Origin of the sequence: Vibrio sp. R78045 (genome assembly GCF_042466085.1) — a bacterium.
GTDB classification, from domain to species: domain Bacteria; phylum Pseudomonadota; class Gammaproteobacteria; order Enterobacterales; family Vibrionaceae; genus Vibrio; species Vibrio cyclitrophicus.
The window spans coordinates 143754-166955 of sequence record NZ_JAXHBS010000012.1 but is presented as its reverse complement, the minus strand read 5'-3'; the positions used below and the strand labels follow the sequence as shown (position 1 = coordinate 166955).

35 protein-coding genes are annotated in these 23202 nt (G+C 40.3%); 14 read left to right on the top strand and 21 right to left on the bottom strand.

What is annotated here, in order from left to right; translation table 11 throughout:
• Positions 1–115: 115 nt before the first annotated feature.
• The 14 genes from SJY39_RS10655 to SJY39_RS10590 form a co-directional block, all read right to left on the bottom strand.
• Entirely contained in the window at positions 116–409 is a 294-nt protein-coding gene (locus tag SJY39_RS10655) for a hypothetical protein (RefSeq protein ID WP_390241961.1), read from the bottom strand.
• Between the two features lie 7 nt (positions 410–416).
• Positions 417–1646: a DNA methyltransferase gene (locus tag SJY39_RS10650; RefSeq protein ID WP_390241960.1), complete on the bottom strand. Its 1230-nt coding sequence runs from the start codon at positions 1644–1646 to the stop codon at positions 417–419.
• Positions 1647–1794: 148 nt separating this feature from the next.
• On the bottom strand, positions 1795–2988 hold the full coding sequence (locus tag SJY39_RS10645) for a hypothetical protein (protein ID WP_390241959.1): 1194 nt from the start codon (positions 2986–2988) through the stop codon (positions 1795–1797).
• 461 nt (positions 2989–3449) lie between these two features.
• On the bottom strand, positions 3450–4334 hold the full coding sequence (locus SJY39_RS10640) for a hypothetical protein (protein ID WP_390241958.1): 885 nt from the start codon (positions 4332–4334) through the stop codon (positions 3450–3452).
• Positions 4335–4361: 27 nt separating this feature from the next.
• Positions 4362–4631, bottom strand: coding sequence for a hypothetical protein (locus SJY39_RS10635; protein WP_102443991.1), 270 nt, complete (start codon positions 4629–4631; stop codon positions 4362–4364).
• A gap of 255 nt (positions 4632–4886) precedes the next feature.
• Positions 4887–5705, bottom strand: a complete 819-nt coding sequence (locus tag SJY39_RS10630; RefSeq protein ID WP_390241957.1) for a hypothetical protein — start codon at positions 5703–5705, stop codon at positions 4887–4889.
• 234 nt (positions 5706–5939) lie between these two features.
• Entirely contained in the window at positions 5940–6365 is a 426-nt protein-coding gene (locus SJY39_RS10625; protein WP_390241956.1) for a hypothetical protein, read from the bottom strand.
• 38 nt (positions 6366–6403) lie between these two features.
• A complete protein-coding gene (locus SJY39_RS10620; RefSeq protein WP_390241955.1) occupies positions 6404–7318 on the bottom strand; it encodes a hypothetical protein in 915 nt (304 codons plus the stop codon).
• Between the two features lie 204 nt (positions 7319–7522).
• On the bottom strand, positions 7523–8812 hold the full coding sequence (locus SJY39_RS10615) for a hypothetical protein (RefSeq protein WP_390241954.1): 1290 nt from the start codon (positions 8810–8812) through the stop codon (positions 7523–7525).
• Positions 8813–9000: 188 nt separating this feature from the next.
• Positions 9001–9432, bottom strand: coding sequence for a hypothetical protein (locus SJY39_RS10610; protein WP_390241953.1), 432 nt, complete (start codon positions 9430–9432; stop codon positions 9001–9003).
• Between the two features lie 9 nt (positions 9433–9441).
• On the bottom strand, positions 9442–9945 hold the full coding sequence (locus SJY39_RS10605; protein ID WP_390241952.1) for a hypothetical protein: 504 nt from the start codon (positions 9943–9945) through the stop codon (positions 9442–9444).
• A gap of 12 nt (positions 9946–9957) precedes the next feature.
• Complete coding sequence (locus SJY39_RS10600) at positions 9958–10365, bottom strand: hypothetical protein (RefSeq protein WP_390241951.1); 408 nt, start codon at positions 10363–10365, stop codon at positions 9958–9960.
• Between the two features lie 33 nt (positions 10366–10398).
• Entirely contained in the window at positions 10399–10857 is a 459-nt protein-coding gene (locus SJY39_RS10595) for a hypothetical protein (protein WP_229636379.1), read from the bottom strand.
• Between the two features lie 50 nt (positions 10858–10907).
• The gene (locus SJY39_RS10590; RefSeq protein WP_390241950.1) at positions 10908–11270 is read right to left on the bottom strand and encodes a hypothetical protein; all 363 of its coding nucleotides are present in this window, start codon (positions 11268–11270) and stop codon (positions 10908–10910) included.
• Positions 11271–11623: 353 nt separating this feature from the next.
• Between SJY39_RS10590 and SJY39_RS10585 the strand changes: the two genes are divergently transcribed.
• The 10 genes from SJY39_RS10585 (at position 11624) to SJY39_RS10540 (ending at position 16254) form a co-directional block, all read left to right on the top strand.
• Positions 11624–13309 carry a DUF4942 domain-containing protein gene (locus tag SJY39_RS10585; protein WP_390241949.1) on the top strand — a complete coding sequence of 562 codons (1686 nt, stop codon included), beginning with the start codon at positions 11624–11626 and terminating at the stop codon, positions 13307–13309.
• Between the two features lie 115 nt (positions 13310–13424).
• Positions 13425–13607 carry a hypothetical protein gene (locus tag SJY39_RS10580; RefSeq protein WP_102444002.1) on the top strand — a complete coding sequence of 61 codons (183 nt, stop codon included), beginning with the start codon at positions 13425–13427 and terminating at the stop codon, positions 13605–13607.
• A 68-nt stretch (positions 13608–13675) separates the two neighbouring features.
• Positions 13676–13900 (top strand): hypothetical protein, encoded by a 225-nt coding sequence (locus SJY39_RS10575; protein ID WP_229636376.1) that lies wholly within the window; start codon positions 13676–13678, stop codon positions 13898–13900.
• Between the two features lie 9 nt (positions 13901–13909).
• Positions 13910–14374, top strand: coding sequence for a hypothetical protein (locus tag SJY39_RS10570; RefSeq protein ID WP_229636375.1), 465 nt, complete (start codon positions 13910–13912; stop codon positions 14372–14374).
• A 13-nt stretch (positions 14375–14387) separates the two neighbouring features.
• A complete protein-coding gene (locus SJY39_RS10565) occupies positions 14388–14837 on the top strand; it encodes a hypothetical protein (protein ID WP_102444005.1) in 450 nt (149 codons plus the stop codon).
• A gap of 15 nt (positions 14838–14852) precedes the next feature.
• Positions 14853–15017, top strand: a complete 165-nt coding sequence (locus tag SJY39_RS10560) for a hypothetical protein (protein ID WP_157936456.1) — start codon at positions 14853–14855, stop codon at positions 15015–15017.
• A 109-nt stretch (positions 15018–15126) separates the two neighbouring features.
• Positions 15127–15312, top strand: a complete 186-nt coding sequence (locus tag SJY39_RS10555) for a hypothetical protein (protein WP_102444006.1) — start codon at positions 15127–15129, stop codon at positions 15310–15312.
• Position 15313: 1 nt separating this feature from the next.
• Positions 15314–15535, top strand: coding sequence for a hypothetical protein (locus SJY39_RS10550; protein ID WP_229636373.1), 222 nt, complete (start codon positions 15314–15316; stop codon positions 15533–15535).
• The gene (locus SJY39_RS10545) at positions 15514–16026 is read left to right on the top strand and encodes a hypothetical protein (RefSeq protein ID WP_102444008.1); all 513 of its coding nucleotides are present in this window, start codon (positions 15514–15516) and stop codon (positions 16024–16026) included. Before SJY39_RS10550 ends, SJY39_RS10545 begins: the two co-directional genes overlap by 22 nt.
• Before the next feature lie 12 nt (positions 16027–16038).
• Positions 16039–16254 (top strand): hypothetical protein, encoded by a 216-nt coding sequence (locus SJY39_RS10540; protein ID WP_133149474.1) that lies wholly within the window; start codon positions 16039–16041, stop codon positions 16252–16254.
• Between the two features lie 60 nt (positions 16255–16314).
• On the opposite strand, the gene SJY39_RS10535 is transcribed toward SJY39_RS10540, so the two are convergent.
• From SJY39_RS10535 to SJY39_RS10525, 3 genes are all read right to left on the bottom strand, one after another.
• Complete coding sequence (locus SJY39_RS10535; protein ID WP_390241948.1) at positions 16315–17202, bottom strand: DUF4942 domain-containing protein; 888 nt, start codon at positions 17200–17202, stop codon at positions 16315–16317.
• An 89-nt stretch (positions 17203–17291) separates the two neighbouring features.
• A complete protein-coding gene (locus SJY39_RS10530) occupies positions 17292–17846 on the bottom strand; it encodes a hypothetical protein (protein WP_102444011.1) in 555 nt (184 codons plus the stop codon).
• 39 nt (positions 17847–17885) lie between these two features.
• The gene (locus SJY39_RS10525; RefSeq protein ID WP_229636371.1) at positions 17886–19133 is read right to left on the bottom strand and encodes a DNA cytosine methyltransferase; all 1248 of its coding nucleotides are present in this window, start codon (positions 19131–19133) and stop codon (positions 17886–17888) included.
• Between the two features lie 273 nt (positions 19134–19406).
• Here SJY39_RS10525 and SJY39_RS10520 point away from each other — a divergent pair, with 273 nt between their 5' ends.
• Complete coding sequence (locus SJY39_RS10520; RefSeq protein WP_102444013.1) at positions 19407–19697, top strand: helix-turn-helix domain-containing protein; 291 nt, start codon at positions 19407–19409, stop codon at positions 19695–19697.
• 52 nt (positions 19698–19749) lie between these two features.
• A complete protein-coding gene (locus SJY39_RS10515) occupies positions 19750–19926 on the top strand; it encodes a hypothetical protein (protein ID WP_157936458.1) in 177 nt (58 codons plus the stop codon).
• Here SJY39_RS10515 and SJY39_RS10510 read toward each other — a convergent pair.
• Genes SJY39_RS10510 through SJY39_RS10500 form a run of 3 tightly spaced genes read right to left on the bottom strand, consistent with a single transcriptional unit; the run spans position 19915 to position 21228 of the window.
• Positions 19915–20085 (bottom strand): hypothetical protein, encoded by a 171-nt coding sequence (locus SJY39_RS10510; RefSeq protein WP_157936460.1) that lies wholly within the window; start codon positions 20083–20085, stop codon positions 19915–19917. The genes SJY39_RS10515 and SJY39_RS10510 overlap by 12 nt on opposite strands.
• A 46-nt stretch (positions 20086–20131) precedes the next feature.
• On the bottom strand, positions 20132–20551 hold the full coding sequence (locus SJY39_RS10505; RefSeq protein WP_102444014.1) for a hypothetical protein: 420 nt from the start codon (positions 20549–20551) through the stop codon (positions 20132–20134).
• A gap of 32 nt (positions 20552–20583) precedes the next feature.
• Positions 20584–21228 (bottom strand): TfoX/Sxy family DNA transformation protein, encoded by a 645-nt coding sequence (locus SJY39_RS10500; protein WP_229636370.1) that lies wholly within the window; start codon positions 21226–21228, stop codon positions 20584–20586.
• Between the two features lie 146 nt (positions 21229–21374).
• On the opposite strand from SJY39_RS10500, the gene SJY39_RS10495 reads away from it, so the two are divergent.
• Positions 21375–21770 carry a hypothetical protein gene (locus tag SJY39_RS10495; protein WP_102444016.1) on the top strand — a complete coding sequence of 132 codons (396 nt, stop codon included), beginning with the start codon at positions 21375–21377 and terminating at the stop codon, positions 21768–21770.
• Positions 21771–21901: 131 nt separating this feature from the next.
• On the opposite strand, the gene SJY39_RS10490 is transcribed toward SJY39_RS10495, so the two are convergent.
• Positions 21902–22633 carry a hypothetical protein gene (locus SJY39_RS10490; RefSeq protein ID WP_390241947.1) on the bottom strand — a complete coding sequence of 244 codons (732 nt, stop codon included), beginning with the start codon at positions 22631–22633 and terminating at the stop codon, positions 21902–21904.
• A 204-nt stretch (positions 22634–22837) separates the two neighbouring features.
• Here SJY39_RS10490 and SJY39_RS10485 point away from each other — a divergent pair, with 204 nt between their 5' ends.
• Positions 22838–23176, top strand: coding sequence for a hypothetical protein (locus SJY39_RS10485; protein WP_390241946.1), 339 nt, complete (start codon positions 22838–22840; stop codon positions 23174–23176).
• Positions 23177–23202 lie beyond the last annotated feature (26 nt).

The window sequence follows — 23202 nt, the reverse complement described above, 5'->3', positions numbered from 1 at the left end:
ACCATTGAAGTTCACCCCATATAGGAAGTTATCATTTCCCATATGGTAGTATATTTTTTACTCACTGCGTGTAAGTGGTTGTTTTTATGTGATGAGATAGGAAATTCAGGTTGAGCTACTTTGTAGCGCGGTACTGTTTCATGTATTGCGGGATGCATAGCCTTACTTCATCAAGAAATACGGTTGGCTCTAGCTTATTAATAAAACGCACAGTTCTTGCAGTGTAGGGCTGTATCTCGCGCATGGAATCTTGACCGTTAATCATTTTCCGAAATGTTGAAGAACCCACCCCTAAAAAAACATGAAAAAATTTATCAGGTAACGGTTGTCCATCGGATAACGTTACGTTTGCTTGAGTGATCAAAGACTGCCAGTTTGATATTTGCTGTTTGAACTCTTGATTCGTCATTTACGGCCTACTTAATGAATTCAGGGTTAAACCACACATCATCTTCGAGTGATGTGAAGCGTGTAAAGGACTGGCGGATATATTCAAGAACAGGCTCTATGCTGACCCAGTTGCGTCCAGTTTCCTGACAAGCACTTGCTGTCGTGCCTGAGCCTCCAAATGGATCTACGACTAGGCCACCAACAGGACAAAGATATTTCACTAAAAACTCGGCAAGTTTCCAAGGCATTTTAGCTCCATGCGTCGGCATTCCATTCTCTCTAGCGAATAGGTTGACGGTTTCATTCCGAGTGCATTTATTGGCAAAGTAAAGTGTATTTGAGGCGAGTTTACCTTTCGCTAAATCTGCACCACTATAATCGCCCACTCGCTTTGTATGTGCGCCATCAGAGTGAATCGCGGCTCTACGTGTCCCACCACTGCGAACAAAGGTTTTGTACTGCTCAGTATGTGGTAATAACACACGTTGATTGTTGGATTTGAGTGATAAGGGATCGTTTGTGAAGTGTAAGCAAAACTCGTAACTCGCTTTTAGCATATATCGGTTTAAGGACGTCCAAGGATAAGGCGTTGGAGCTTTATTGGATTGCCATATTAGTCTATCTACCAGCCAAAAACCCGCATCTTCCATTTCTATAATCAGTCGTTCAATATGCGTTTGGCGAGCTGGTACTCCTTTATGAAAGCTATCTTGTCCGATGTTCAAACAAATACTTGCGCCTTTCGCTAGTCGCGGGGTGAGTTTTTCAATGATCCCCATAATGAATGCGACCCATTCTTTAGATTGATTTGTACCGCCATAATTTCTGGCTTGCTGCAAAATGTAGGGTGGACTGGTCAATACGAGGTCGATATCTTCTTCGATAATGTCATTTCCAAACACTGCCTCTGATTTTGAACAGATCATTATTCCTAAGTTCGTAGACATTGCGATGACACTTTTAGCTTCGTTAATGGTGTGAAGCTTATCTTTCGCACTTCCCGCGACTTCCCAAATACCACGACTAACTTGCGTGAGTAGTCTCTTTTCTTTTAACGACTGTTGAATCCATCGGCATTTTCGATAGAACAAGTTCACATTCTTTTGTTTACCAACTTCACCGTATTGGGTGTCTGGATTTATACCAAGTTTTTGAGCGACAGAGTTGTATAGCTCGCGTTGTGACAATTTGCCATCGTTTTCCATGTAGGATTGCTCTACAGCATCAAACAATTCCATTTGTGAGTATGAACTCATGGTGATCACCTCTTCTTTAGATAAACATTATGATACGCTACATTGTAGCGCTGTCAAGTCGAAATAGTGTGACCACTGAATCTATGGCAAGAGCTGGAATGTAGGAAACTCGCATTACCTCAATTTATTTGAAGTAATGCGATTGGGTTTAGCTTAGATGAGGTTGTGAGATAGGTGCGTAATGAATCAATGGTAAGACCGAAGCAGTGACCTTATCGTAGTAGTCTTTGGGGTATTGATATGTTTTCTTAGCATCATCTAATATCGAATCGCTAATAGACTGGATTTCTCCTAGCTTTATCAATTTCATAGCATACTCGTAATCTACTACGTTGTGATCCGAAAACTTATTCAAAGAGCTTTGCAGTTTAATTACTGATTGAGTCATCGCCCAAAAGAGACTAATGAATGGGCTCGATAGAGTTTCAATTTTTGGTAACTCAAAGTTAGAAAAGTCGATAACATGACACTCCATCCCCTCAAATTCTTTATCAAATTCACGTTGGTTCGAGAAATCGTACAATTCTAGATGGGTCAATGAATAATGCTTCATCGGTAATGAAGCCACTCTGAGTTTTTTGTAATTATCGAAATTTATGGCTTTCTCTAGAGCTAGCGCCAACCATAGTAGGTTTTTATTGAAGTTCGTATGAATGTAGTGGTGTTTATCATCATCTATCACGCCTTTGATTTGATAGATTTTATGTCCAAATTGGCTCGCTCTAAATTTAAGACCTAGCACCTCACCTTTAATGAAATCAGGTTGGTTTTTTTCAACCGTGGGAAGCTCTTGTATTAAAGGAGACTTTGATACACCGTAAGCGAGGCTACCGAATGAAGTTACTTTACGACCTACTACTTGTGAAAATTCGTGCGATCTGAATTTCACTAGTTCGAAGTCTTGGGGGTAAACAGTCATATTGCCTATTGTTTCAGGCTTTTGTTGTTTAATGACGATTTCTCGCTCATCTAATATGCGCCATTCGGGATGATCATCACCATCATATTTAAACAGCAGCATACCGTTAAACCACTTTAAGCTACCGTCACGTTTGGCGTATTTAAGAGCTGATTGTTCATTTTTGAAACCTCCGATCAATACGGTAAAATCCCACTCTGGTTCTTCTTGGAAGATGAACTCAGCGAAATGTGAATCCCAATAGGTTCTTAGTTGATTAAGTGCTTTCTCCCAAGGTAGGTCAATGCCACAATCTTTAGTTAATTGCCTAAGCACCTGACTGTGTGATTTGCCTGTTTCTTTCTTGAGCTTCTTAGCTTGCTTCTTTATTTCTGAAACAGTTGTACCGTTTGGGAAACGCAATAAGTCGTCTGGTGTACGCATAGATATATCCTCACAGTTCAATGAGCAACGTCCGACTCCTTACACATTGATGTAAAGATATTATTGGTAGGGGATTATTCTGCTGATCATACGATCTTTGCCAATTGGCAAGCCAAGGTTCGGAACACAAGCAAGCAGTTTGCTCATGCAACATAATACCCAAGTCAGTCAGAATTACCATTAGTTTTGCTTATACCTGACCAAAGCTGCTTATTCGCCCTCATAGGAAACTCGGAAACTTGAATTTGAGCAAAAAAAAAGCACAGCCTATAAGTAAGTGTATATAACTTACAGGCTGTGCTTGGTTCATTTTAGGACTCCTAAATTTATAACTGAGATTACTTTTCTCAATATGGAAGAGGTGATCCGTGTTGGGCTAATTAACCGATAGTTATACGCTGGTGGTTGGTTTACTTGATATAAAAGCCCCCTAACTAAGTTGTTAGTCGGGGGCGCGTCACTTATTGATAAATAATTTCAGGAAACTTTTCACGTTTAGCAGTACCGAGAAACTCAATATGTAAAGTATCTTTTGCAATTAAGAACTCTAAGTGCGAGATGCTACGAGCTTCCCCAGGTATAACCGCCGAGTCACTTCCTTTAATGAAATATCCTTTACCTGCTTTTTCGACAGTAGTAGCGTCAATATGACCACCGTGATGTAAAGCTGCAAACTCGCTAGCGTCAGAAGGGCAATCAGATTTAACGAGACTTAGCTTCGCAACTTCCATCTCTCCATCATAAAAATTAGTAGTCGTTACGTAGTAATTATCTACCCCGTAGTCAGCATTTATGATTTTATCCGCTAGTTCGATATCTACTTTAGAGAATCCATTTAACTGAACTCGGTGATCGTCATGGCCACGAATATCAGAAACGGGTTCTTCGCTTGATATCTCGTTAGCTAAGCCCACGAGAGCTTCTTTTAGGGCAGGCAGTTTTACATCTGCATCGCCTTTACCGTAGTTATTCAAGGCAGACACAATATCTTCATCATGAGTTACTTCATGGTCATATGATCCCCATGAACCACCATGGCGATCTGTAAGCCAGGTAAGTTCAAACCAAGTGTTTAGATTGTGGTCATCACATTTGAGATGAAAGAGTACTTTCCATTCTTCAGCTCCATCACTATTTGTATCTCTGTAGTCAGAACTTCCTTTAATCGTCAAATAAAACGGTTTTTTTGAAAGGAATACTAGTAAAGGGTTGTTTGATTCAAGGCCGCAATTTAGCAAGACCTCTGAGAGTACTTTACTGTTGTTTATCGCTATATCACTTGCAGTTTTAGGTGTGCGGTTAGCAAGGTTAGTGTTGATCAGTTTTTCGATATCATGAATTTCCATGGTGTTTCCTTTTGGGTGAGGGGTTCGTTAAATACTAAATGGTCTTGTACTGATGGCCGCTTGAATTAAGCCATTATTCTTCAATATAGGCTCGCATTTTTGGCGCGGATTTGGGGTTAAAGTAATAGCAAAACATTGTAGGTCGATTTCAACATCTGAAGTGATATTTAAAAGGTCAATCTCTTCTGTTTTATCTTTACCGTAGGGATCTTGAGTTGGATTGTAAGCGTGAACTAAAGCAGTAGTACTAATACAAGTACAAAACAATAGCGCACTCAAAGATGAGATGGCTTTCATTGTGTTTCCTTTTGGGAGAGTTCTAGATAGAAGAGGGGTTTAGCATGGTCTCTAGGTTGAGACGGATGATTTAGTGGTATGACTCATAAAGAGTTGATGCTTTAAATACCAATGCATCTGTAAGAACCTTTATATTAGCATGGATTTGCAGACTCGATCGATGGAATTATTCGTATCGCTTTTGAGTAAGCAATAACTGTTTTCATCTTCAAACAAAAAGCCGCGAAATGATCGCGGCTTTTGTAGGGGTAAGGGCTAATCTCTTTTTACTTCAAGATTGGCCCATGTTGATATATCGATGTTTGGAGTGATGAATAAATAACTGATCTCTTCATCGTAGCTTGTTTCGGTAATGCTATAAGCTTCGAGTAAAGCATTAAGCTCTTCATCATCCTTTAGTACCAGTCCTAATTGCAGGTTCTCGTATAAATACTTCACATCTTCAGAAGCATTTCGCTTTCGTAAGCCGATTTTCCGGTTTGATTTGTACGAGGTGAACATGATTTTCGCTATAAAGTCTTCGTGGAACTGTAGGCGGTCGTTACAAACTTGATGACTACCCCTTAAAACGTGTCGCCCATTGAGTGGTCGGTCATTTGCTTTGGGCTTAATGTCATCACAGTTAGCTAAATGTTTAGTGTATAACTGGTTCAACTCTTTTTCTCCGTTCAGTAAATCTTGGTAGGTCTTGTATGAGCGGCCTAATTCATTACTGTTGGTTGTTTCTGTTGCATCCAACCATACGTTAACTTCCTCTTCGTATTTGTCGTAGCGGTTTGGTCCCGTAACCACCCGAGCATCTAGAAACAACTCCATTTTCGTACCTATTAGAGTTAAATTTGAGATTTTGACGTTTTGAAAAGGACCTCCTGAGCACTGGACTGAGTCAAACTCGCCTGGGATCTTATTGCCTCTTACGTGGTAACCAACATAAACGTGGTTTTCAATTGTGCAGTGGTGGTTGCAGATCATTGCGTGTACGCCGATGTGTTCGCCTGATAACGGGATAACAACATCGCCACATTTTGGCTGAGTGTTTGCGTCTAAGCTGGAAGAGATTTTTACCTTGTTCATGGTGACTCCTGAATAAATGTGAGCCACATACCCGTCGTCAGGGTAAGGGCCCTGATTTGGGGTTAATTTGTAGAAATGAATTTCGCCTAGCTACTTAAAGGTGATTTTGGTCTCTCATTACAACTAACAATTTCTCTAACTGACTCGTGTTAGCTCTACAGATGTAGTTTTCAGCCTCATGTAGGAAGCTGAAAACAAACGGTTGTGTAAATCGGTCTGAGCGCTCGAGACTATTTACGCTAATTGTGGAACAAGCTGTAAGTGACGGCGCGATTCAATACCTGTTTGTCTATCGTTCAGGCCTGGATTCATTACTGTCCAAGAATGCATGGTTCCGTCAAGTGTGAAGCAAATAATAACGGGCACACCGGCATCAATTGCTCCAACTCGAACTAGCTGTGCAGTTAGATATGATATGACGGAATCACTGTTTCTATAGGTGGTGGATATGAGTGTGTGGAAAGTCCAGCTGTAAGGCTTTTCTACTCTGCATATCTCAACACTAAACTTTTGGAGAGGATCTAGTAGGGTTTGGTATCGATTTTCGAAAGAAACATTCTCAATTGAAATCGAGTAGTAACGGTTGTTCTTACCTTTTAATCTCAAGACGTAACGCTTTATCGCGCCACCACGAACATCTAAGTGGATAGTTTTGAACATATTAAATTTCCTTTTGGGGTGCCACCAGCTGGTGGATGTTAAATGGGTTGGTTAGCCATATTGGCAAAGCGTTGAAAAATGTTTGGTTTGAGGTATTTACGGGCATAACGCTCAAGAGGTCGAAGCAGGTTTATCTTCGAGTTTGAGCTTTCTGAACTGTAAAACAGGCGACAAAATAACGCTGAAACTGTTTTGTGTTCTATAAGCTCATTACAACTGTATTTGACGGTTTTCTCTACTAGCAAAGCAATTGCAATATAGTGCCAATTTTCATAGACAGTGGTTGTTTGAGGAAGGAGCAGTATGTCGCTATTGTTTTTCCTGTTTCTTATAAAGGCAACACTCGCTTCAGATAGGTATGAATGCATGTGTTGACAATAGAAGTAACATTCAGACTTTTGGTGCGAAATGAATATGTGTGTAGCTACGAAGTTAGCTCTACGCAATGAAACCTCTTTTGGAAGTGCATTTGGAGTAATGAGCCCAAATGATGTTTTTGCACATAGTCGATACCAGTGAAAATGCTCTTTCCATTTTCGTATCCCTTTAGAAGCAATACGAAGGCGACTCTTCATTTCGTTAGAGGGGTAGGGCAACTTTTCGTTAATGGCAGTTAAGTTCAACAGGCATTGCTGCTTTGTGTTTCGATAGTAATTAATCCAACACAGCGCAAGTCGCGCACAATTGTTCCAATACGCAGTATTGTCTTCTTGATACGTTTGGACACCAAGAGGAAGGGTTGATGTGTAATCAAAAATATCGCCGCCTATTTTGGGTTGGTGCAGAGCAACGAAAGAGGTTTCATTGAAAATGGATGGTGTTTTAACCCAGCTAAATTTATCTCGAATAGAGTGGGAGAAAGGTGCTGGAGCGGTGTTCCAAGTTTTTGGTCGAGGAATTGATTGTTCGTTAGTATTGCAAAAAATACTCGATAGGTATGGAGTAAAGGCCATATGAGTTTCCTTTTGGGATGTAAGCAGACGCTTAATGTGAAGTAGCTCCTCAGTCGAGGGAAACTATTTAAGGGCACCAGTGAGCACTGTGATGACCATGTGCCGTTGTCATCAATATTCCTTTTCATAGTAGAATCTTGATATAAAAATAGCCAGCAAAAAATGCTGGCTATGTGGTTTAAGGGGTGAACATATTGATTAGGGTTATTCCGAGAAACCACCGTTCTTTACAACTATGTATTGGCTATTCCATTTCTCCAGATAGAGCTCAAGCTCACTACAAAGCTTGGGATCTTTAGAGAGGTCAAAAATAACAGCGTGATTGTCTTCAAACGTAAATTTACACTCATCGTTCGCCTTGTCTATTAGATGATCAAAAACAGCGATATTAACCAGGTAACTCTGCATGGCCAACTGGCCACTTAACACATCTCCGATCATAATACATTGACCTGCAATCTTCATGGGCTCGACGCTTAGAGAGTCTGCGGTGTCCTGAACGATTTGAAAGCCCGTACAATCCAAGTTCGGGGTACCATCGTCTTGTTGTGCGACATTACTCAAATCTATGATGAACGAATTTTGTGTAGGTGGTTTGCCTACAGGGTGTTCAGATCCAAGTAACGCAAGCGTCGGCTCGTCAGCATTAATACACACTAGTTGAATATCATCAGATTTCGCTTTAGGTACATTTTGACGTTCAACAAGTTGATAGTCGGACTTACAGCTTTCAAATTCGCACATTGTTAAATGCGTTACAGCAAACTGCTCGTAGCAAACATTGTAGTCACTCTCATAGTACTCATCATCCTGTTCAACGATGCCACGTTCGTCAGTGACCAAGTACTTAAGTAAATTTAATTCCGCCTCCTTCTTCGAGCTAGCTTCAACAAGATAGGTTGTTTCAAACTCCTTTTCACCAATGCGTATTGATGAAGATACACGATAGTATGAGCTTGGTTGGCCAAAGGTGTTAAAGAAGCGCTGAGCATTTAAAAAGTCATCATAGGTAATACTGGAAACGGAAGGGGTGTCTTGTATCGCTCCCCCCATAATTTTTTTGCAGATTTCATTACACAGGGCACCGAAAATACACTCTACCTCAATAGAGTGTTCATTAGTTAAGTTCCCGTAACTGTCAAAAACTGCTGTTTGTTCGCTGCAGTATTGGTGGCCGTTGCTGCTTTCCATTGTCCACGAAAACATACAATCAAAAATGCCAAAGTTAACTAAAACTTGCCATTCAGGTTTGTTGTCGAAATTATAACCAGATGGATGCTCTGCACCCTTGACAGTTAGATGAAAATCACTGGTTAACCCTTCTATAAGCGGCTGAACAAAGTCTTCATTTTCGTACCCTTCGATTGAATCTTTAAAGATTTCTTTGAAGAAATTACGGTTTTGTATGGCGATCTCTTCGCGATTAAGCCAGTTAATGTGAGCCGTTAGACGGTTAGATACTTCATTGATTGTGGTGGAGGTTAAATTGATCATTTGTATTTCCTTTTGGGGAAGGTAAGCAGATGCTAAATGTGAATTAAGGACCTCAAGAGAGGTAAGGGGTAAGGGGTAAGGGCACCAGTAAAAGTAATTACTGTGATGATCGAGTGCCAGTGTCATCAATGTTCAAATTCATAATAAGGTTTTGAAAAAAAATAGCCAGCGAAAAGCTGGCTATTAAATTAGATGAATGAGCAGTGAATTGGTATGTCTTCGCAGTTGTCATCAAACATCGTGGTTTCGAACTGTGTGTGTTCTCCACCTTCATTGATTACGTAGAATAGGGTGTCAGCCAGTCCCACAGCTTCATTTTTAGTGATAGCTAGTCCAACAATCATCTCTTCAATTCCCATCTCACTGACGGTAACTCCAGGAATGGAGCGTGAGCCAGTGTTCAGAATATTTGGAGCCGAAGGTAGTTTAACGACTGTGCGTTTTTTTGACTTCATGTTAACGAGCTCAAGCTTTAAGAAGCCTGACATAAACACAATAGACTGTTCGAATGTAAAAGGTACGGAGCTTAATGCGGGGATTGTTTTACCTTCGCATATCCACTCTTCCTTTTCGGCATCCAGAGTCCAAAGTTTGTTATCTTTTGCATGGAAGGTTGTCATAACCCCTCCTCATAACGGTTTAGCTTTAAGTGAGAAGTTAATAATGGACATTAACTGGCGTTCTAATCGGGTCGTTTTAGGGGAGCGATTACAATTACCTCCCTTTTTAACTCGGTCAAAGCGACGTTCGGAGCGTTCATTTATCTTACTTAATAAACCCTCAAGACGGTTTTTGCCATATCGTGAAGTAAGCACATAAGCATCCAAGTGACGGTGAGCTGAGCCGACCAGACAAGTTAGATTTGCATTTAATTTTCGATTGCAAAAATTCATTGTGGTGCTCAAAGGAATTGAAGAGATGATGAACTTATCGCCTGTTCCTGCATTTACTACAGGGTTAGTAAATTCATCAGCACTTAGGCCGTTGTCATCAAGCGCGAAGGTTAGCGCTAAGTCCGTTAGTTGCGGCTTTCCGTCGTCCTTTTGCCGTACTTCAATATTTCGACCCAAAACCTCTGTTTCCCACTTAGTATAGCTGCCACACTTAGTGATTCTTTTAATCTCAACTAGCATGATACTGCCTCCTTAACATAAACAGCAGCGTGGATATTCTAGTTCATCTGTAAATTGAAGATCGGTAAACCCGTTATCTGCAGAGTCAAATCCTAGTATCTTATTTACGAAGGCTAAAATACCTTGCTGAGTAAAATCAAAATGGCCTAGATCGTGTGAGTTGTTCAATTGAACAAAGTCGTTTTCTTCATTGTCTTCGCGAACGTAAAAGGCATTGCTCACATTCCCACAATAATCAAAGCCAGCATCTAGGATGCGTGTATCGATGTATTTTGGGTTTTCTCCCTTAACTGGTACGCCAATAAATTCAAGGTAAGCCTTACGTCCGTTCTTATGCATTGTTACCGTTCGAATTCTGCAGCTGATGCTATTTTCATCCGACATAGGTAAGCCAATTGCTTGAAAGATTAATGGTTTCATGGTGTTTTCCTTTTGGGGTGTAGCCAGAGGCCGTTATAGGTTGTAATGCTTTGTTTGATGTGTCCAAGATAGCTTTTCAGCTTCTTCAATTGCACCATTAACAAGCTCGGTTAGCGTTAAAGTTGATGTCTCCATCGCTTTTTTGAGTTCGCTTAAATTGATGCTTAGTTCCTTTTCGGTACCTCGAATTTCCGTGCACTCACCAGCGTTTCCATAGAAACGCATGTAAATAACTCCATATTCGTCTCGGTTGTCGCCAAACGCCTCGTAATGGAGATCGTAAGGAATTTTATTTTTAACTAAAACTTCGGTGACCGGTTCGATATCTATCGATTTTAGGTCGTAGTGCTCATCAACAATCAAAACGACGCCATCAATAGTTGTTTCTGTGTGACCGTCTTCACCTGATAAGTCGCTAAGCGCTTCAAGTTGGTCACTACTAAGGAGATGAGTGTTGATAGATTTGGACATGATTAGTTTAACGCTTGCCATGATGCAATTTCCTTATGGGGTTAGCCACCAGCTGGTGGGATAGTCTTTATTTAGAAGTATGAATTGGCTTTAAGTATGTCCTTCCAATTTTGCTTATTTTCGAAATCACCTTTAGATAGCTCTTCAGCCAAGATAAGTTCAACAAAGTCTCCGTCGTAACTAAAGCGAATGGGGTAAGCATGGTAAGACTCGGTGCGGATTGGGTTGGGCTTGTTTGTCACCTTATGGAGTGAACCTATCGTATCAAAAGTGACGGGTAGGGAGCCTTTTAGAGGGCCTATTAAGTCATTATCTTGATCGAGTAGCGCGTATAAATAAGCCTTATTCGGATCTGTGTTTAGGTGTCGATAAGCAACGGGGCGTAATTTTGTTTGAGGTGTGACAGCTTTGACCTGATACATCGTCGTGTTCATGGTATTTCCTTATGGGGTGGTGCCTGATTAAGGCTGGGAGTAAAAGTCTACTAAATAAGTAGTGGTGGTAGGTAAGGGATGCAAGCAATGAGCTTCGATAACTTTAAGCATCAGTGTTATCTGGTAACCAATTTATATTAACACTATTTTTCTCAAGTTCAATTCTTTGGTTGTCGTTGGACTTTGTTGTAGTTTCATTGAGATATGTTGTACATTTAAAGCGAATTGATGATTTAGGCGTTTACATCATCAGGGCATATTCATGCTTGCGCCCCTTCCTAACCAGCTCTACCAAGAGCGCTTTTTACTTTCGGTTTATAGTTTATACCCATACCCCATAAGGAAATCCCATCATGGAGCAACTCTCATTTGATACTGAACAGGCGTCGATTAATACCCTGCCTCTTTTACGCATCGTTCGTGAACGTAAAGAAGACTACGAATGGTACCCGACAACTCAAGAGCAAATTGACTGTATAATTAAGGATATACAAAAACATACCTACACACTTGATCCACTGTCTGTTTTAGATTGTGGTGCAGGAGACGGTCGCGTCCTTTGCCAACTAACTGAGGGAGACCGTTATGCTATTGAAATATCTGAAACCCTCCGTAACTTATACCCCGCGAATGTAACTGTTTTAGGAACTGATTTTCACGCCCAAACACTTATAGATAAAAGAGTGGATTTGATTTTTAGTAATTCACCATATTTAGAGTTTGTGAGTTGGGCTACCAAAATACTTACCGAGGCCTTTAGCGACTCAGTGGTCCTCATAATGCCTCAACGTTGGAAAAAGAAAGCTGACATTCTAGGAGCTATGAAGCTAAGAGGGTGGCAGGAGAAGGTTCTAGGTACGTTTAGCTATGAATATGCCGATAGGCAAGCAAATGTCGTTGTTGATGTTGTACGTTTTTTTGCAAAAGGTAACTCTTATTACAAAGAGTCTTCTAGTTCGACAGACCCTTTCGATGCATGGTTTGATACCACATTCCCAGATATTAAAAAATCAAGTGGATGTTCCTTAGCCAATTATCAAATTGAAGGGGAAATCGAAGATAGAATGGTTGATCATTTAACTAAGTCAGGATCAAAAGAGTTGGTTACAAGGTTTGATGAAGTTACGCAAATCTGCAGCTCATATGATACTGAGATGAATTCTATCTTTTCTACATACAATGCAATATCAAATCTACCTCAAGATGTAATTAGGGAGCTCGGCGGGGCTGATCATACATTGCGATCTCGACTTAAGTTCAGGTTGAAATCGATAAAATCAATTTATTGGAGACGGTTGTTTGATTCACTACCTGAGTTAAAGCAAAGATTGACGGCTTCAACTCGAAAAGAACTACTTTGTAAAATTGAGTCGAAGGCTAATCTTGATCTGACGAGCGATAATGTACGAGCCATTGTCATGTGGGCACTGAAAAACACTAGTACTTACCTGGATAGCCAATTTTTGGAAACAATGGTTAAGTTGGATGATGCCGTTAATGTCCAGTTGTACAAAAGTAATCGTTCATTATTTGCTAACTCTAACCGTTCGTGGCGCTGGCAAAAAGAGGATGGTGCGAAGTACTATTTTGAATACAGAATGGTGCTGGACCCTATCTATTCATTTGGCTTGGTTAAGCGTGAGGAGAAACACTCAACATTTTCTACGGGTGAAATGCTGGTGGATTTAATGGCCATTGCTTATAACCTTGGTTTTGACTGTATCGACAATCTTGACCCTATGGCACATAAGTATAAAAGTGGCGAGAAAGTTGAGTTTTTCTTCAAAAATGAAGATGGTGAAAGAGAGGTATTATTTGTTGCGAAAGTTTTCAAAAAAGGCTCTATGCACTTAACCTTCAATCAGAATTTTATGACGCGAATCAACGTAGAGATGGGACGCCTGAAGGGGTGGATTGTTAGCGCTAAACAAGCGTCTGATGAGCTTGGTATAACCGAGAAAGCTGCCGCTTCTGCGTTTTGTTCTATGAAATATATCAACCTAGAAACTGACACTACAGTTTTATTAGGTCATAAGTAACTATAAGCCGTTCCTCATATGAGGGGCGGCTTTTCTTTTGCCAAAAAGAATTTGCCATTGTAGAACTGCAAGCTAAACTGGTACGCAATGCGTATTATAAAAATTAAAAGTAGTTATGACTCAAAAAGAATATCTGAATAGTGTAAAAGCAAAGCTTGGTGTTACGTGGGATGAATTGGCATATAGGACCAATATTAACCCGAGAGCGTTAAAAACGTATCGCATGCCCGAAACATCTAAGGATTATCGCAAAATCCCCACTTTAGCTAAGGATGCGATTGACCGATTATTGCAGTAGTTGCAATGGTACGCAATGCGTACTATATAGTTAACCGGATTTGATTAAGCGGTTAAGGATAATCAGTTATGGTAAATGGCCAGCAAAAGCTACTAGTTTCATTGAATAACCTACTAAACCTCAACAATGGTCTGCTTAATAGGTTTGATTGGTATTACTCTGCAGACAAGTTAATTCATGAGGTAAAGGAATCAGGTAATGAAGCAAGGGTAGTTGTTTTTGATGAGTCAGTGTCTGACTATCGACACCTTGTTTTGCCATTGTCTACTTTAGTTAGAAATTACATGGCTTAAGGGGGCTGTATGGAAGAAAAAGTAGTTGAGGAAGAGACAATTACGTATGCGTATATGGGCGAGCGACTTAATGGAACAACACTCGTAGCTTTGGTGTGTCCTCTTGTTAATGGTGAACTCCTTACGGATAACTACAGCCTCTTTAAAAAAACACGATCCAAAGGCCGGTTGTCGACAGGATGGATTCATTCTGGTACGGGGAGTATTGACCCAACAACCAACGAAATTGTTTCAATATCATTTTCTGATGCCTTACCTATAAGGCCGCATATTTTAGGTGGATTTGATCGCGAAATGTCGACACTTGAAAGGTCGGCTCAGACTCAAGCTGCGATGCTCAAGAAAGCAAAAGAGCGCACTATAAATACCCACATTGATGAACTCGTTAAGCCCATTCGTAAAGCCATGGACAAGACTAATCATGCTGGCCGTGCCGCTATTCTCGCATTGGTTATTGAGCGGTTAACGAAATAGGAGTTGAATAACTATGAGTTTTAAGTCTATAGAGGCTGCTATTGCGGTATTGACTGGTGAAGCCTGTAAAGCTAAGCGTAAACGTGACTGTCAACTATGCAGCAATCCTAAAGCAGTTGGTAAATATTACCTCGATGAAACTGAATCTGAGAATTTTGGCTGGTGGAGAACTTGCTCAGATTGCGCTAAATTTGTCTCCCAAGGGGGGTATGAGGTGCACTATTACAAATACACCGCTGAATATAGAGATCAATCAACGAAGCCACAGTTGCCAGTTCATGTAATGACTTGTAATCATGATTGGCTAAAGTGGTCGCTGGTATCTGTTGAAGACAAGAAAAAAGACAAGATCTTTGATTGGATGAGGTGTGAGGTCTGCCACTGTTACGGTAAACGATTTAGATTAGATCAGGTTCAAATGGAAGATCTAGCAATGGAGATTGACCTAAATTGCTCGCACTAATTTCGGGAGAGTCGCATGGCTGAATCTAAATTAAGAAATCATGGTTATCGTTGCCCTGTGCAAGGTTGTAAGCAGAAGAAAAATAGGGCTTTTGACACTCCAATGGCTGTAGCAATGCACATTAAAAGTCAGCATGGAGAAGAAGAGTTAGTAAAACGTTTAAGGCTCAGAGAATCATGACGGTAGTTCGACAGGTAGTTGAGTTAATACCACTCTCAACGTAATAGGTACCAGTCGGGTGGGTGAGACTCCCACCACCGTCACTCATTATCATTAGAGGATAGCAAAGATGCCCCTAGATATATCAGTAGATGAGATTATGGAACAATTAGTTGATGCCGCTAAAGATGAAGTGAAAGCTACGGCGGCAATTATGGCTCTATTAGCTCACGTTAATGACTACAAAATACCAGATCTAATCAATGCGTTGAAGGATAGTGGCGTATTAACGGAAAGCTCTCAAAAGGAAAGTTGATATGTCGACAATATTGCCGAAGTTGACTCCTCAAGATGTACGTACCTGGGTTAAACGAGTTGAGATTTACCATCCAGTTGGAGAGCTCTCTAAGTTACCAGACGACGCGCCACTCAATAAAATAGAAGAAGCGTTTATTTCAGATCGCTCGGTTTTAATGGGGATTGGAGAGGGCTTGTATGAAGCTGCTCATTGGGATGCGTGGCCAGCAAAAATATCATAGAACCTGTTTTTGAAAAGCCATGGTGGACCATTCCGCTGGTCATTCTCCGAGTTGGTGGTATTCAAAGTGAAAAATTGTATGGAATAAGGTATTTGAAATTTATGGAACATTATCAACATTTAGTTTTGAAGTCCTTGATAAAAGGCGGTGGTAGTTCAAGCGAAACGTATGTGCACAGCATATTGACAGGGGTTTTTACCAAGGACAGTAGATCGGTTACTGATATGTGGGGTTACTTAGACGTACCGTTAAAGGAAATGCTTGTCGATATTTTTGAAGATGTCTGCAACCTAAATTTGAGGGATATGACTGACTCAAAAGCTGTTGAAAAGCTAATTGGTTACATGGCAAGTAAAGGCGGAAGAGCTGAGTTTTTCTCTGTTTATGACCGTGCGCAGGTTGAGGCAATGTCCGATGAAAAGTACGAACTTGAAATAGAACGATTTATCGAAGCAAAGAAAGCGTTAATCCTTGAGAAGGAACAAAGCTAGGGGTTTAAAACAATGTCATACCCAATGTTAGAAAGTGATTTGAATGCATTGAAAACTATACCTGAATTTCAGGGTGAATCCTTTGGTGTATCAAGGGTCCAGCGTTACATGCGTATAGGCTATAGCAGAGCTTCCCAACTAGTTGAAGCTGCAGTAGATAAAGGTATTTTAGTTAGGGATATCAACAGTGAATGGTTGGTTAAACTAAATCATCATGCGAACGAGTAACCACTTTAACTTTCCTGTCTACCAATCAACAAAAAGCCCGCGATATTCGCGGGCTTTTAATTACTTATTTAGGAATTGAGTTTTTTCGATTTGAGCGTTTAGGCAGTCAATTAGAGGTGCGGGTAACTCGATATGAGCCGTTCCTTTCTTGAAGAACTTAAACTTAATGCCATTTATGTCGAGTTGCCTTAATAAGTCCCAATCTCCATCACACTCATTAACCTTCGCATTTAGATGATCCCAAAGGTCACCGCTTGCTACTCCGTCTTCCGTTATTTTCCAGTCCGAGTGTAGGGACCATTTCCATATTGAAGCAACAAGCGGCCTAAGTTCGCTTATCGACTGAAGTTTAACTGTGAGCGTGTTGTTAGTAGTGGTGGTTTCCTCAATGATAATCTTCTTGTTAAAGACGGGTTTCTGATTACTTACGTAAAAAGCATTCAATCCTTGAAGTGTATCTATTAGGCAATTCAGGTGATGTAAATCCCTATCCTGATAGTAACTTCTCATTGTGGGTTCTAAGTTATCAATAGTAAAAGGCTTGGGAGAGTCAGTTAACTCTTTGTTAAGTTGAGCCCTTTGATTGGTAGACATCATTCCCATTAGTCCAAGTCGGTTGAATACTAACTTCCAGAGTTCGCGGTCTATTGTGGTTGTAATCCTTTTATCGATTTCTTCTTGTGAAAGGTATCGGAGGCTGGTGGAACGGGCGTGGCTACGATTTTGGGTACTGTCATCTAATGCTTGAGAAACAACAATGGATAGGCCCGAAAATACAGAGAGGTACGCTTCATTAACCCTTGGCACTTCTTGCTCAATATTATCTTCAATAGCTAAAGAGTCTTTCTGAAGCTTAGTGATTGCACAGTAAATGCTAATTAGCTGCTCTCTTTTAGTGAGGAGGGAATCTAACAATTTCAATGGAATGACTGATTGTTCCTGAGTCATGGTTTTTCCTTTTGGGTAGTGGATAGCAGAATGAAAAATGAGCTGCGTAAACAGCTCATATATTTTTCAAATTCTTTAGATTCGTCATGCTAGCAATGTAAAAGCAGGCAATGATCTTGTTTAATCACATCTTCAATTAAGGGTATTTCACTACCCTCGATAATGATGCTTTTTACTAGTTCAGCTCGTTCAACATCCACCGACTTAAGATGGTTTAGATCGATGATCAGCTCATTATCGGCACTATTAATAAATATCGTGTTTTCGCCACGTACAGTTTCCTGAACTGACTCAAAAGCTGTTCGAGATACCAAACATAGCCTTGCTCGTAAATATTGAGTGGTTAAGTTCATCGCTTTCGTCTTGCTCGACTTAAACTCATCAGCAATGGCCTTCACCGTATTGAGTTGCTCCTTCTTGGTGGCGGTCCATTTATATTGATGCTCCATTAGGACCTTTGTCGCGCATAGGACAAGGTCAATATTACAATTTAGGTCTGGTGTCATAATGAACTCACAACGCACACCATGGGTTTGATTGGTGGCAAGGAGGCAGTTATTCGGTAGTTGTCGGATGGTTCTTGTATTGTTGCAGTAGGTGATGCTGAAATCACTATCGAGTGAAAATGTGTCGGTAGTCTTCATGATGTTTTCCTTATGGGGTAGGTAGTATTAGGGTGTAGCTTAAGATGGAAGCTTAAAACTGAGTTCATTTTTAACGACTTCAGTAAATCCCTTGGGGAATCCTTGAAGTAGTTCGCAATAATGTGGATTAAGTCCACCAGCGTCAAAGCCAAATTTAGTTTGTAACGCACCAACTAAGCCCCCGAGAGTCCCAGGACGCGAAGTTCTGCTTGAACTAGTGAAGTTGTTCTTCATATCACTTCTAATCAATGATGGCATTATAGATAGGTTCTTATAGGTACTCCTAGGGGGATTAAGAGTGTTGTTGTCTTCATCTGTGTAGTATTGAGAATTAATCATAAAGCCTCTTTTGGGCATTACGCGGTAACCGGCCTTGTTAACCTCAAGCTGATTAATGTCAAACGCTTGGTTTGGACGATCAAAATTTAGGTTAGGAAGCGTGGATTGCTGACTCTCAATTATCATGTCACTTAATGACTGAATTATAGCTTTTGCTTTGTCTAAGACCACTGCGTTACCCAGTGCTCCAACTCTGTCGCGTCGAAAGTTACCTTTTGTTTCAAGGGTAACAGCCAATTCTCGCTTTTGAGGAGAATGGTCATCGAGTAATGGGAATTTGTCGCCAGGATGTTGGTTTGCAAACTTGGCTACTCGCGTAAATACTTGTTCATTCAAGTTCAATGGAGCTGTGTTTTCTTTGTATGCAATAACAAAGCAACGACTCCGGTAATAGGGGTACCCAAAATTAACAGCATTAATAATTTCCCACTCAGCCGCGAACCCCATCGAGTCAAGCTTTGTCAGCAGTACATCTAAACCTCGATTAGGTAATAAACTTGAGTTCTCCATAATCATGTATTCTAAGTCGTACTTTTCAGCAAAGCTCAAAGCGTCATCAATTATGCTACTTTTGGAACCGGCAACGCCGCTCAAATCCTCAGTAGATGCTGGCGAAATGTTTTGACAGGGAAAGCCAATGCAAATCCCTTTTGGCCACTCAACTACACCTTCCATGATCTCTTCGTGTGTGATGGTAGTTAGACCTGTCAGTTCACAAGCGGGGTGTTCAATTTCTTTACAATATAGGCTGTGTTGGTTTTCACTTTCAGGCTTACCAATCCAGTCGAGAGGACCCAATAGTTCATGGCCATGTTTATGAAGGACGCGATTACAAAACGTATCTATTTCACAACTCCCGATAAAATCAATTGCCGAGTTTTTTGTAAGTGCATTCGCATAGGAAAAAGTACCTATCCCAGCGCACATGTCGATGAATGGAATTTTCATTAGAGTTTCCTTGTGGGTAGTGGCAAAGGCCAATTTTTAAGTCCACCAGCGGTGGTAGAGAGGGGAGGGGCACGGACAGTTGTCCTTAGCGATAAAGTGCCAGTTCGCTAATGTTCTATTTAATGCTAATCCAACCTGCAACTAGATACAAATAGATTTAATAAAATGACCGTGATAGCGGTAGCAATTGGTACCTGTTGATCTTTGGTGGAATGGGTTAATATTTTATTGAAGTTCATATATGTTTGATAGGTTTTTAATGAGGCTTGGGTTATGAGCACAAAGGCTCAATTGTATAAGCGATACTTGGTTGCTTATTCGATCCACTGCGGTATAGATAGTGTTCCAAAGCTTCGACGTGAGCTAGAGATGCCCTACAGGACAATACAGAACATTATTGATTCACTAGAAGGACTTGATATAAAGGTTGAGTTTATAGGTGCTAAGAAGACCGGACGTTACGTCATATTAGATTGGGGGCCTTACAAACTGTCATGGATGAAAAAGGAAGCCCCCTACATGCGCCAAGTACTATCCATACAAAAAAGCAGTGATGATTTGTAGAGGCAAATTTGAATATACGTAAAGTATAAATCCCATATGAAGGAGGATGATAATGAAAAGTGACAAGCCAAAATTGGCCACTTTATCAGTGGTGTCGGAAGGGGTAAGTGATCCTTCAATAGAGGAGCAGTTAAAAAAGACTTGCGAGCGTTTTATTCACCTTGGAAAACGGGATGTAATTAAGAGTAAAACTAACAACGGCAAGCCCGTTCTAAAGCTAGTTGATTGATTGGTTAGACTTGCTGGTTTTGAGTAGCACCTCTAGCAAGTCAATATCAATAGTAACACTTGAGTAGCCATGCTCTTTCGCGAAATGAATCGCCTCCTGTAAAATTTGCATTTTTGTTTCAAGTTCTTGGATTGTAGGTTGCTCAGTTTCTATAGTCATTTGAATCTTTATCTCTGTTTTAACTCAGTCGAGTGTCTTAGGGTAATTATAAGTTGTCAGTAAAAATAGATAGTGGCCACGCCAATGAAATCATTGAATTGTCCATTTTCTTTAGATCAAGCATCAAGCTACCGACCCCCAATTTTTCCCCGCAATCATAAATGCTAATCGGTTTTTCTTCGACTAGAATTGCTTTTTTGAACTCTGTTTCAAGGTTTTCATTAATCTCTTTAGGTCTTGAATTTAAGCAGTCGTTAATGAATGTAACTGAATCATCAATTCGGTCTGGATTTTTATCGTTCCATTCTGCAATGGCATGCATTCTTGCATCCTCAATACTAACCATGTATTGGCCTAGTTGAGATGCGAATGCAATGACGGCCAAAATCATTAACTTGAAAGACAGTCGAACCAACTTATTAAAAATTGAACTAATAGTGTGTTTGTTGAAAGCCATGGTTTTCATGGGAAGCTCCTGTTAAAAGGGGGGGCGGTTTATCAATTTACGAATACATGACACTTTGAGTTAATGAATTTAGATAATTCTTCTCGACGCTCATGTGGTATCAGCGACCAATGTTCAACTTTAATAGCTCCCTCAATATACAGGGCAAGTTGAAGCATGAGGATTGGTTCCATGTCACCTTTGAATAATGATTTCATGATTTCTTCGGTTGTATTTTGTCTCATTTCAATCGGGGTGGTGATCCCAATCTTCTTTAGCATTCTCTCGTGACATAAGCGCATATTAGGCATGTCTTTTATTCGGTTTTCACTAACTATGCGCTGAGGTTTGATGGTCCAGCTTTTAAGCGAATCCTTAATGATTTTTATTGCGGCCTCAGAGCGATAATCTACGTCGACTCTGTGATAATTTTGATGTCTACACCTGTTGTGGCGAAGTGATTGCTTGAGCTGGTGGCGAGATGTTTCTGGAATACTCTTTAACTGTTCCTCTGACAATCGATAGAAAACCTCTCCTCTAACCAGGAATACAACTGGTCTTTCATCTACATAAATCGCGAAACAACCAAACTGAGACCGTACTTTGGCGTTATCAAGAGCCTTGCAGAAGTAGTCGACGTGAACTTGATAGTGCTCAAGGAGCTCTTTACTTTCGCTGTATGTTGAATCGACTGTCATGACTCATTTCCTCAATATCCGTGATAGGCTAATTCTGAACTTATAAAGATTCGTTCTCAAACAACGCCGCATAATTTTCACATTGACCATGTATTTCGCTAGGAACGTGTATATTTATAACTATGGTTAAGTGACGTGGTCCTCTTATGAAAAGGTATTTTTGTGCGGCGTTAATTGTTCTTCTTGGTATATGGGTATTCAATAACCATGGAGTCGACATCGATAGAAGTGATCAGCTGAAGTTAACTGAATTCATAACAGCTCACTTTAATGAATGTAGTGACACCGACATCGCGCCCTTGGAAATGTCCTGTAGGGCGAAATTGGAATTCGAAATACAAACTGCTCAAAAGGTTAGGCAAGATACTCAGTCAATTGAAGCTGCGGCTATCAATTCAATGTTTCGCTTACATGACCATGCGGTTGACGTTGAGTTAGATTTAGTCATCACTGATGCTGATTACGCTATCTGGAAAAGTTATAGGTGCTCAACCTTACCTGAAAGAGATCTTTTTAAATTAGCTACTATTTTGGAGTGTTAAATAATTTTATGAATACGATCAATCTTCCGTACCTAAGTGGGTTGTTTTTAGTTTTACTTGTGGCTGTTATATGGTGGTGGTTTACCTTTAAGCAAGATAGAGATAACTAATGCTGGACCTTTAGTGACTAGCTACCTTTCACTTAATGTCGCACTCGTTAATCTTAACTCTACGACATTCTCTTTGAGGTAGTTAAAATCTAAGGCTTCTGAACTCATAAAAATAATAATCCCGCCCTTCTTCGCGAAGTCCCATAAAGTCTTTAAAAACTCAATCGAACAAAGGCCTCGCTTTAAGCCATCTATGATTACTGTAGTGCTGGCTGTATTGATCAAAATATCTCTAATGTTTACTTTTTCAGAGCAATCAAAATAGCTTACATTACTCCCAGTGGAGGTTAGTACTGTTGATAGTGCTGTTTTGCCGACGTTAGGCGTACCAATGATGTTGATGATGATAGGCAGGTTGATTATGTGCCTTTGGACGATGAAGCTTTTGAGGTACTCAATTTCCGTTGTGAAATCCCGCTTGTATTCGATGAAATGGCCCCTTCGGCTTATGAAGCTATTGTCTTCAACCGAAATATCACAGTCTTCAGCGGTACAGCTCATAGCGTTCTCTAGTGTGGTTATGAGTTGCTGGTTTGTTTTTTCTATATCCACCTTTGCAAATGAGCTGTTATCTAACTCTTTGGTGAGTTTTTGGTTGGCCGAGTTAACTTCGCTCTCTAAGTACCTGATAATATCTCTAAGCGATATTTCATCTGGATCTTGTTTCAGCTCATGTATTGCTAAGTATATGAACGGTCTCATCTCGGGGTGTTGCTTAAGATTAACGATGTTAAATATTGACTTAAGGTTCATTGCTTACCATGATTAAGTTATTGAAAGTAAAGCTTAATTCCCAGTTATGCTCATTTTTAGTGGATAAGCTGGGTGTATCTAGTACAAAAAGCAATCAATCTAGGTTTGTTGGGTTGTAATAATCCTTTGTTGAATCTACCATGTAGAACTATTTATTACACCATTTTTAGGTGTAATAACATTAACCAAGTGAGGCATGTAATCATGCGATTCGTATCTGTTATATTGATAATATTGGGTCTTGTGGGTAAGGCCAGTGCGTTCCAAACTGATGTTACGACAGAGGGGGAGTTGATGGGACGTTACATTAACCATCTTGAATCTGATGTTATTGCAAATTCGGTAGATATTTATGACAGAGAAGCTCTCTTTGAATCACTTAGGTCTCATCGCATATATCTTGCTTTGTGTGACGATGGTATTGCTGTTAATAAATGTGAAGATGCTAAGAAATACGTACCAATTTTGAAGATGAATTGGAGAGCTCATGCCAAGTTCATGACCACCATTGGTGAGTTAGAACAATCAATTTTAGAGCGTTAAGTTAGATATATGGGGCAGCAATGTGG

Bases quoted from the DNA above. Each gene is read 5' to 3' on its own strand.
- SJY39_RS10655 (WP_390241961.1), bottom strand. From the start codon at position 409: ATGACGAATCAAGAGTTCAAACAGCAAATATCAAACTGGCAGTCTTTG.
- SJY39_RS10650 (WP_390241960.1), bottom strand. From the start codon at position 1,646: ATGAGTTCATACTCACAAATGGAATTGTTTGATGCTGTAGAGCAATCC.
- SJY39_RS10645 (WP_390241959.1), bottom strand. From the start codon at position 2,988: ATGCGTACACCAGACGACTTATTGCGTTTCCCAAACGGTACAACTGTT.
- SJY39_RS10640 (WP_390241958.1), bottom strand. From the start codon at position 4,334: ATGGAAATTCATGATATCGAAAAACTGATCAACACTAACCTTGCTAAC.
- SJY39_RS10635 (WP_102443991.1), bottom strand. From the start codon at position 4,631: ATGAAAGCCATCTCATCTTTGAGTGCGCTATTGTTTTGTACTTGTATT.
- SJY39_RS10630 (WP_390241957.1), bottom strand. From the start codon at position 5,705: ATGAACAAGGTAAAAATCTCTTCCAGCTTAGACGCAAACACTCAGCCA.
- SJY39_RS10625 (WP_390241956.1), bottom strand. From the start codon at position 6,365: ATGTTCAAAACTATCCACTTAGATGTTCGTGGTGGCGCGATAAAGCGT.
- SJY39_RS10620 (WP_390241955.1), bottom strand. From the start codon at position 7,318: ATGGCCTTTACTCCATACCTATCGAGTATTTTTTGCAATACTAACGAA.
- SJY39_RS10615 (WP_390241954.1), bottom strand. From the start codon at position 8,812: ATGATCAATTTAACCTCCACCACAATCAATGAAGTATCTAACCGTCTA.
- SJY39_RS10610 (WP_390241953.1), bottom strand. From the start codon at position 9,432: ATGACAACCTTCCATGCAAAAGATAACAAACTTTGGACTCTGGATGCC.
- SJY39_RS10605 (WP_390241952.1), bottom strand. From the start codon at position 9,945: ATGCTAGTTGAGATTAAAAGAATCACTAAGTGTGGCAGCTATACTAAG.
- SJY39_RS10600 (WP_390241951.1), bottom strand. From the start codon at position 10,365: ATGAAACCATTAATCTTTCAAGCAATTGGCTTACCTATGTCGGATGAA.
- SJY39_RS10595 (WP_229636379.1), bottom strand. From the start codon at position 10,857: ATGGCAAGCGTTAAACTAATCATGTCCAAATCTATCAACACTCATCTC.
- SJY39_RS10590 (WP_390241950.1), bottom strand. From the start codon at position 11,270: ATGAACACGACGATGTATCAGGTCAAAGCTGTCACACCTCAAACAAAA.
- SJY39_RS10585 (WP_390241949.1), top strand. From the start codon at position 11,624: ATGGAGCAACTCTCATTTGATACTGAACAGGCGTCGATTAATACCCTG.
- SJY39_RS10580 (WP_102444002.1), top strand. From the start codon at position 13,425: ATGACTCAAAAAGAATATCTGAATAGTGTAAAAGCAAAGCTTGGTGTT.
- SJY39_RS10575 (WP_229636376.1), top strand. From the start codon at position 13,676: ATGGTAAATGGCCAGCAAAAGCTACTAGTTTCATTGAATAACCTACTA.
- SJY39_RS10570 (WP_229636375.1), top strand. From the start codon at position 13,910: ATGGAAGAAAAAGTAGTTGAGGAAGAGACAATTACGTATGCGTATATG.
- SJY39_RS10565 (WP_102444005.1), top strand. From the start codon at position 14,388: ATGAGTTTTAAGTCTATAGAGGCTGCTATTGCGGTATTGACTGGTGAA.
- SJY39_RS10560 (WP_157936456.1), top strand. From the start codon at position 14,853: ATGGCTGAATCTAAATTAAGAAATCATGGTTATCGTTGCCCTGTGCAA.
- SJY39_RS10555 (WP_102444006.1), top strand. From the start codon at position 15,127: ATGCCCCTAGATATATCAGTAGATGAGATTATGGAACAATTAGTTGAT.
- SJY39_RS10550 (WP_229636373.1), top strand. From the start codon at position 15,314: ATGTCGACAATATTGCCGAAGTTGACTCCTCAAGATGTACGTACCTGG.
- SJY39_RS10540 (WP_133149474.1), top strand. From the start codon at position 16,039: ATGTCATACCCAATGTTAGAAAGTGATTTGAATGCATTGAAAACTATA.
- SJY39_RS10535 (WP_390241948.1), bottom strand. From the start codon at position 17,202: ATGACTCAGGAACAATCAGTCATTCCATTGAAATTGTTAGATTCCCTC.
- SJY39_RS10530 (WP_102444011.1), bottom strand. From the start codon at position 17,846: ATGAAGACTACCGACACATTTTCACTCGATAGTGATTTCAGCATCACC.
- SJY39_RS10525 (WP_229636371.1), bottom strand. From the start codon at position 19,133: ATGAAAATTCCATTCATCGACATGTGCGCTGGGATAGGTACTTTTTCC.
- SJY39_RS10520 (WP_102444013.1), top strand. From the start codon at position 19,407: ATGAGCACAAAGGCTCAATTGTATAAGCGATACTTGGTTGCTTATTCG.
- SJY39_RS10515 (WP_157936458.1), top strand. From the start codon at position 19,750: ATGAAAAGTGACAAGCCAAAATTGGCCACTTTATCAGTGGTGTCGGAA.
- SJY39_RS10510 (WP_157936460.1), bottom strand. From the start codon at position 20,085: ATGACTATAGAAACTGAGCAACCTACAATCCAAGAACTTGAAACAAAA.
- SJY39_RS10505 (WP_102444014.1), bottom strand. From the start codon at position 20,551: ATGAAAACCATGGCTTTCAACAAACACACTATTAGTTCAATTTTTAAT.
- SJY39_RS10500 (WP_229636370.1), bottom strand. From the start codon at position 21,228: ATGACAGTCGATTCAACATACAGCGAAAGTAAAGAGCTCCTTGAGCAC.
- SJY39_RS10495 (WP_102444016.1), top strand. From the start codon at position 21,375: ATGAAAAGGTATTTTTGTGCGGCGTTAATTGTTCTTCTTGGTATATGG.
- SJY39_RS10490 (WP_390241947.1), bottom strand. From the start codon at position 22,633: ATGAACCTTAAGTCAATATTTAACATCGTTAATCTTAAGCAACACCCC.
- SJY39_RS10485 (WP_390241946.1), top strand. From the start codon at position 22,838: ATGCGATTCGTATCTGTTATATTGATAATATTGGGTCTTGTGGGTAAG.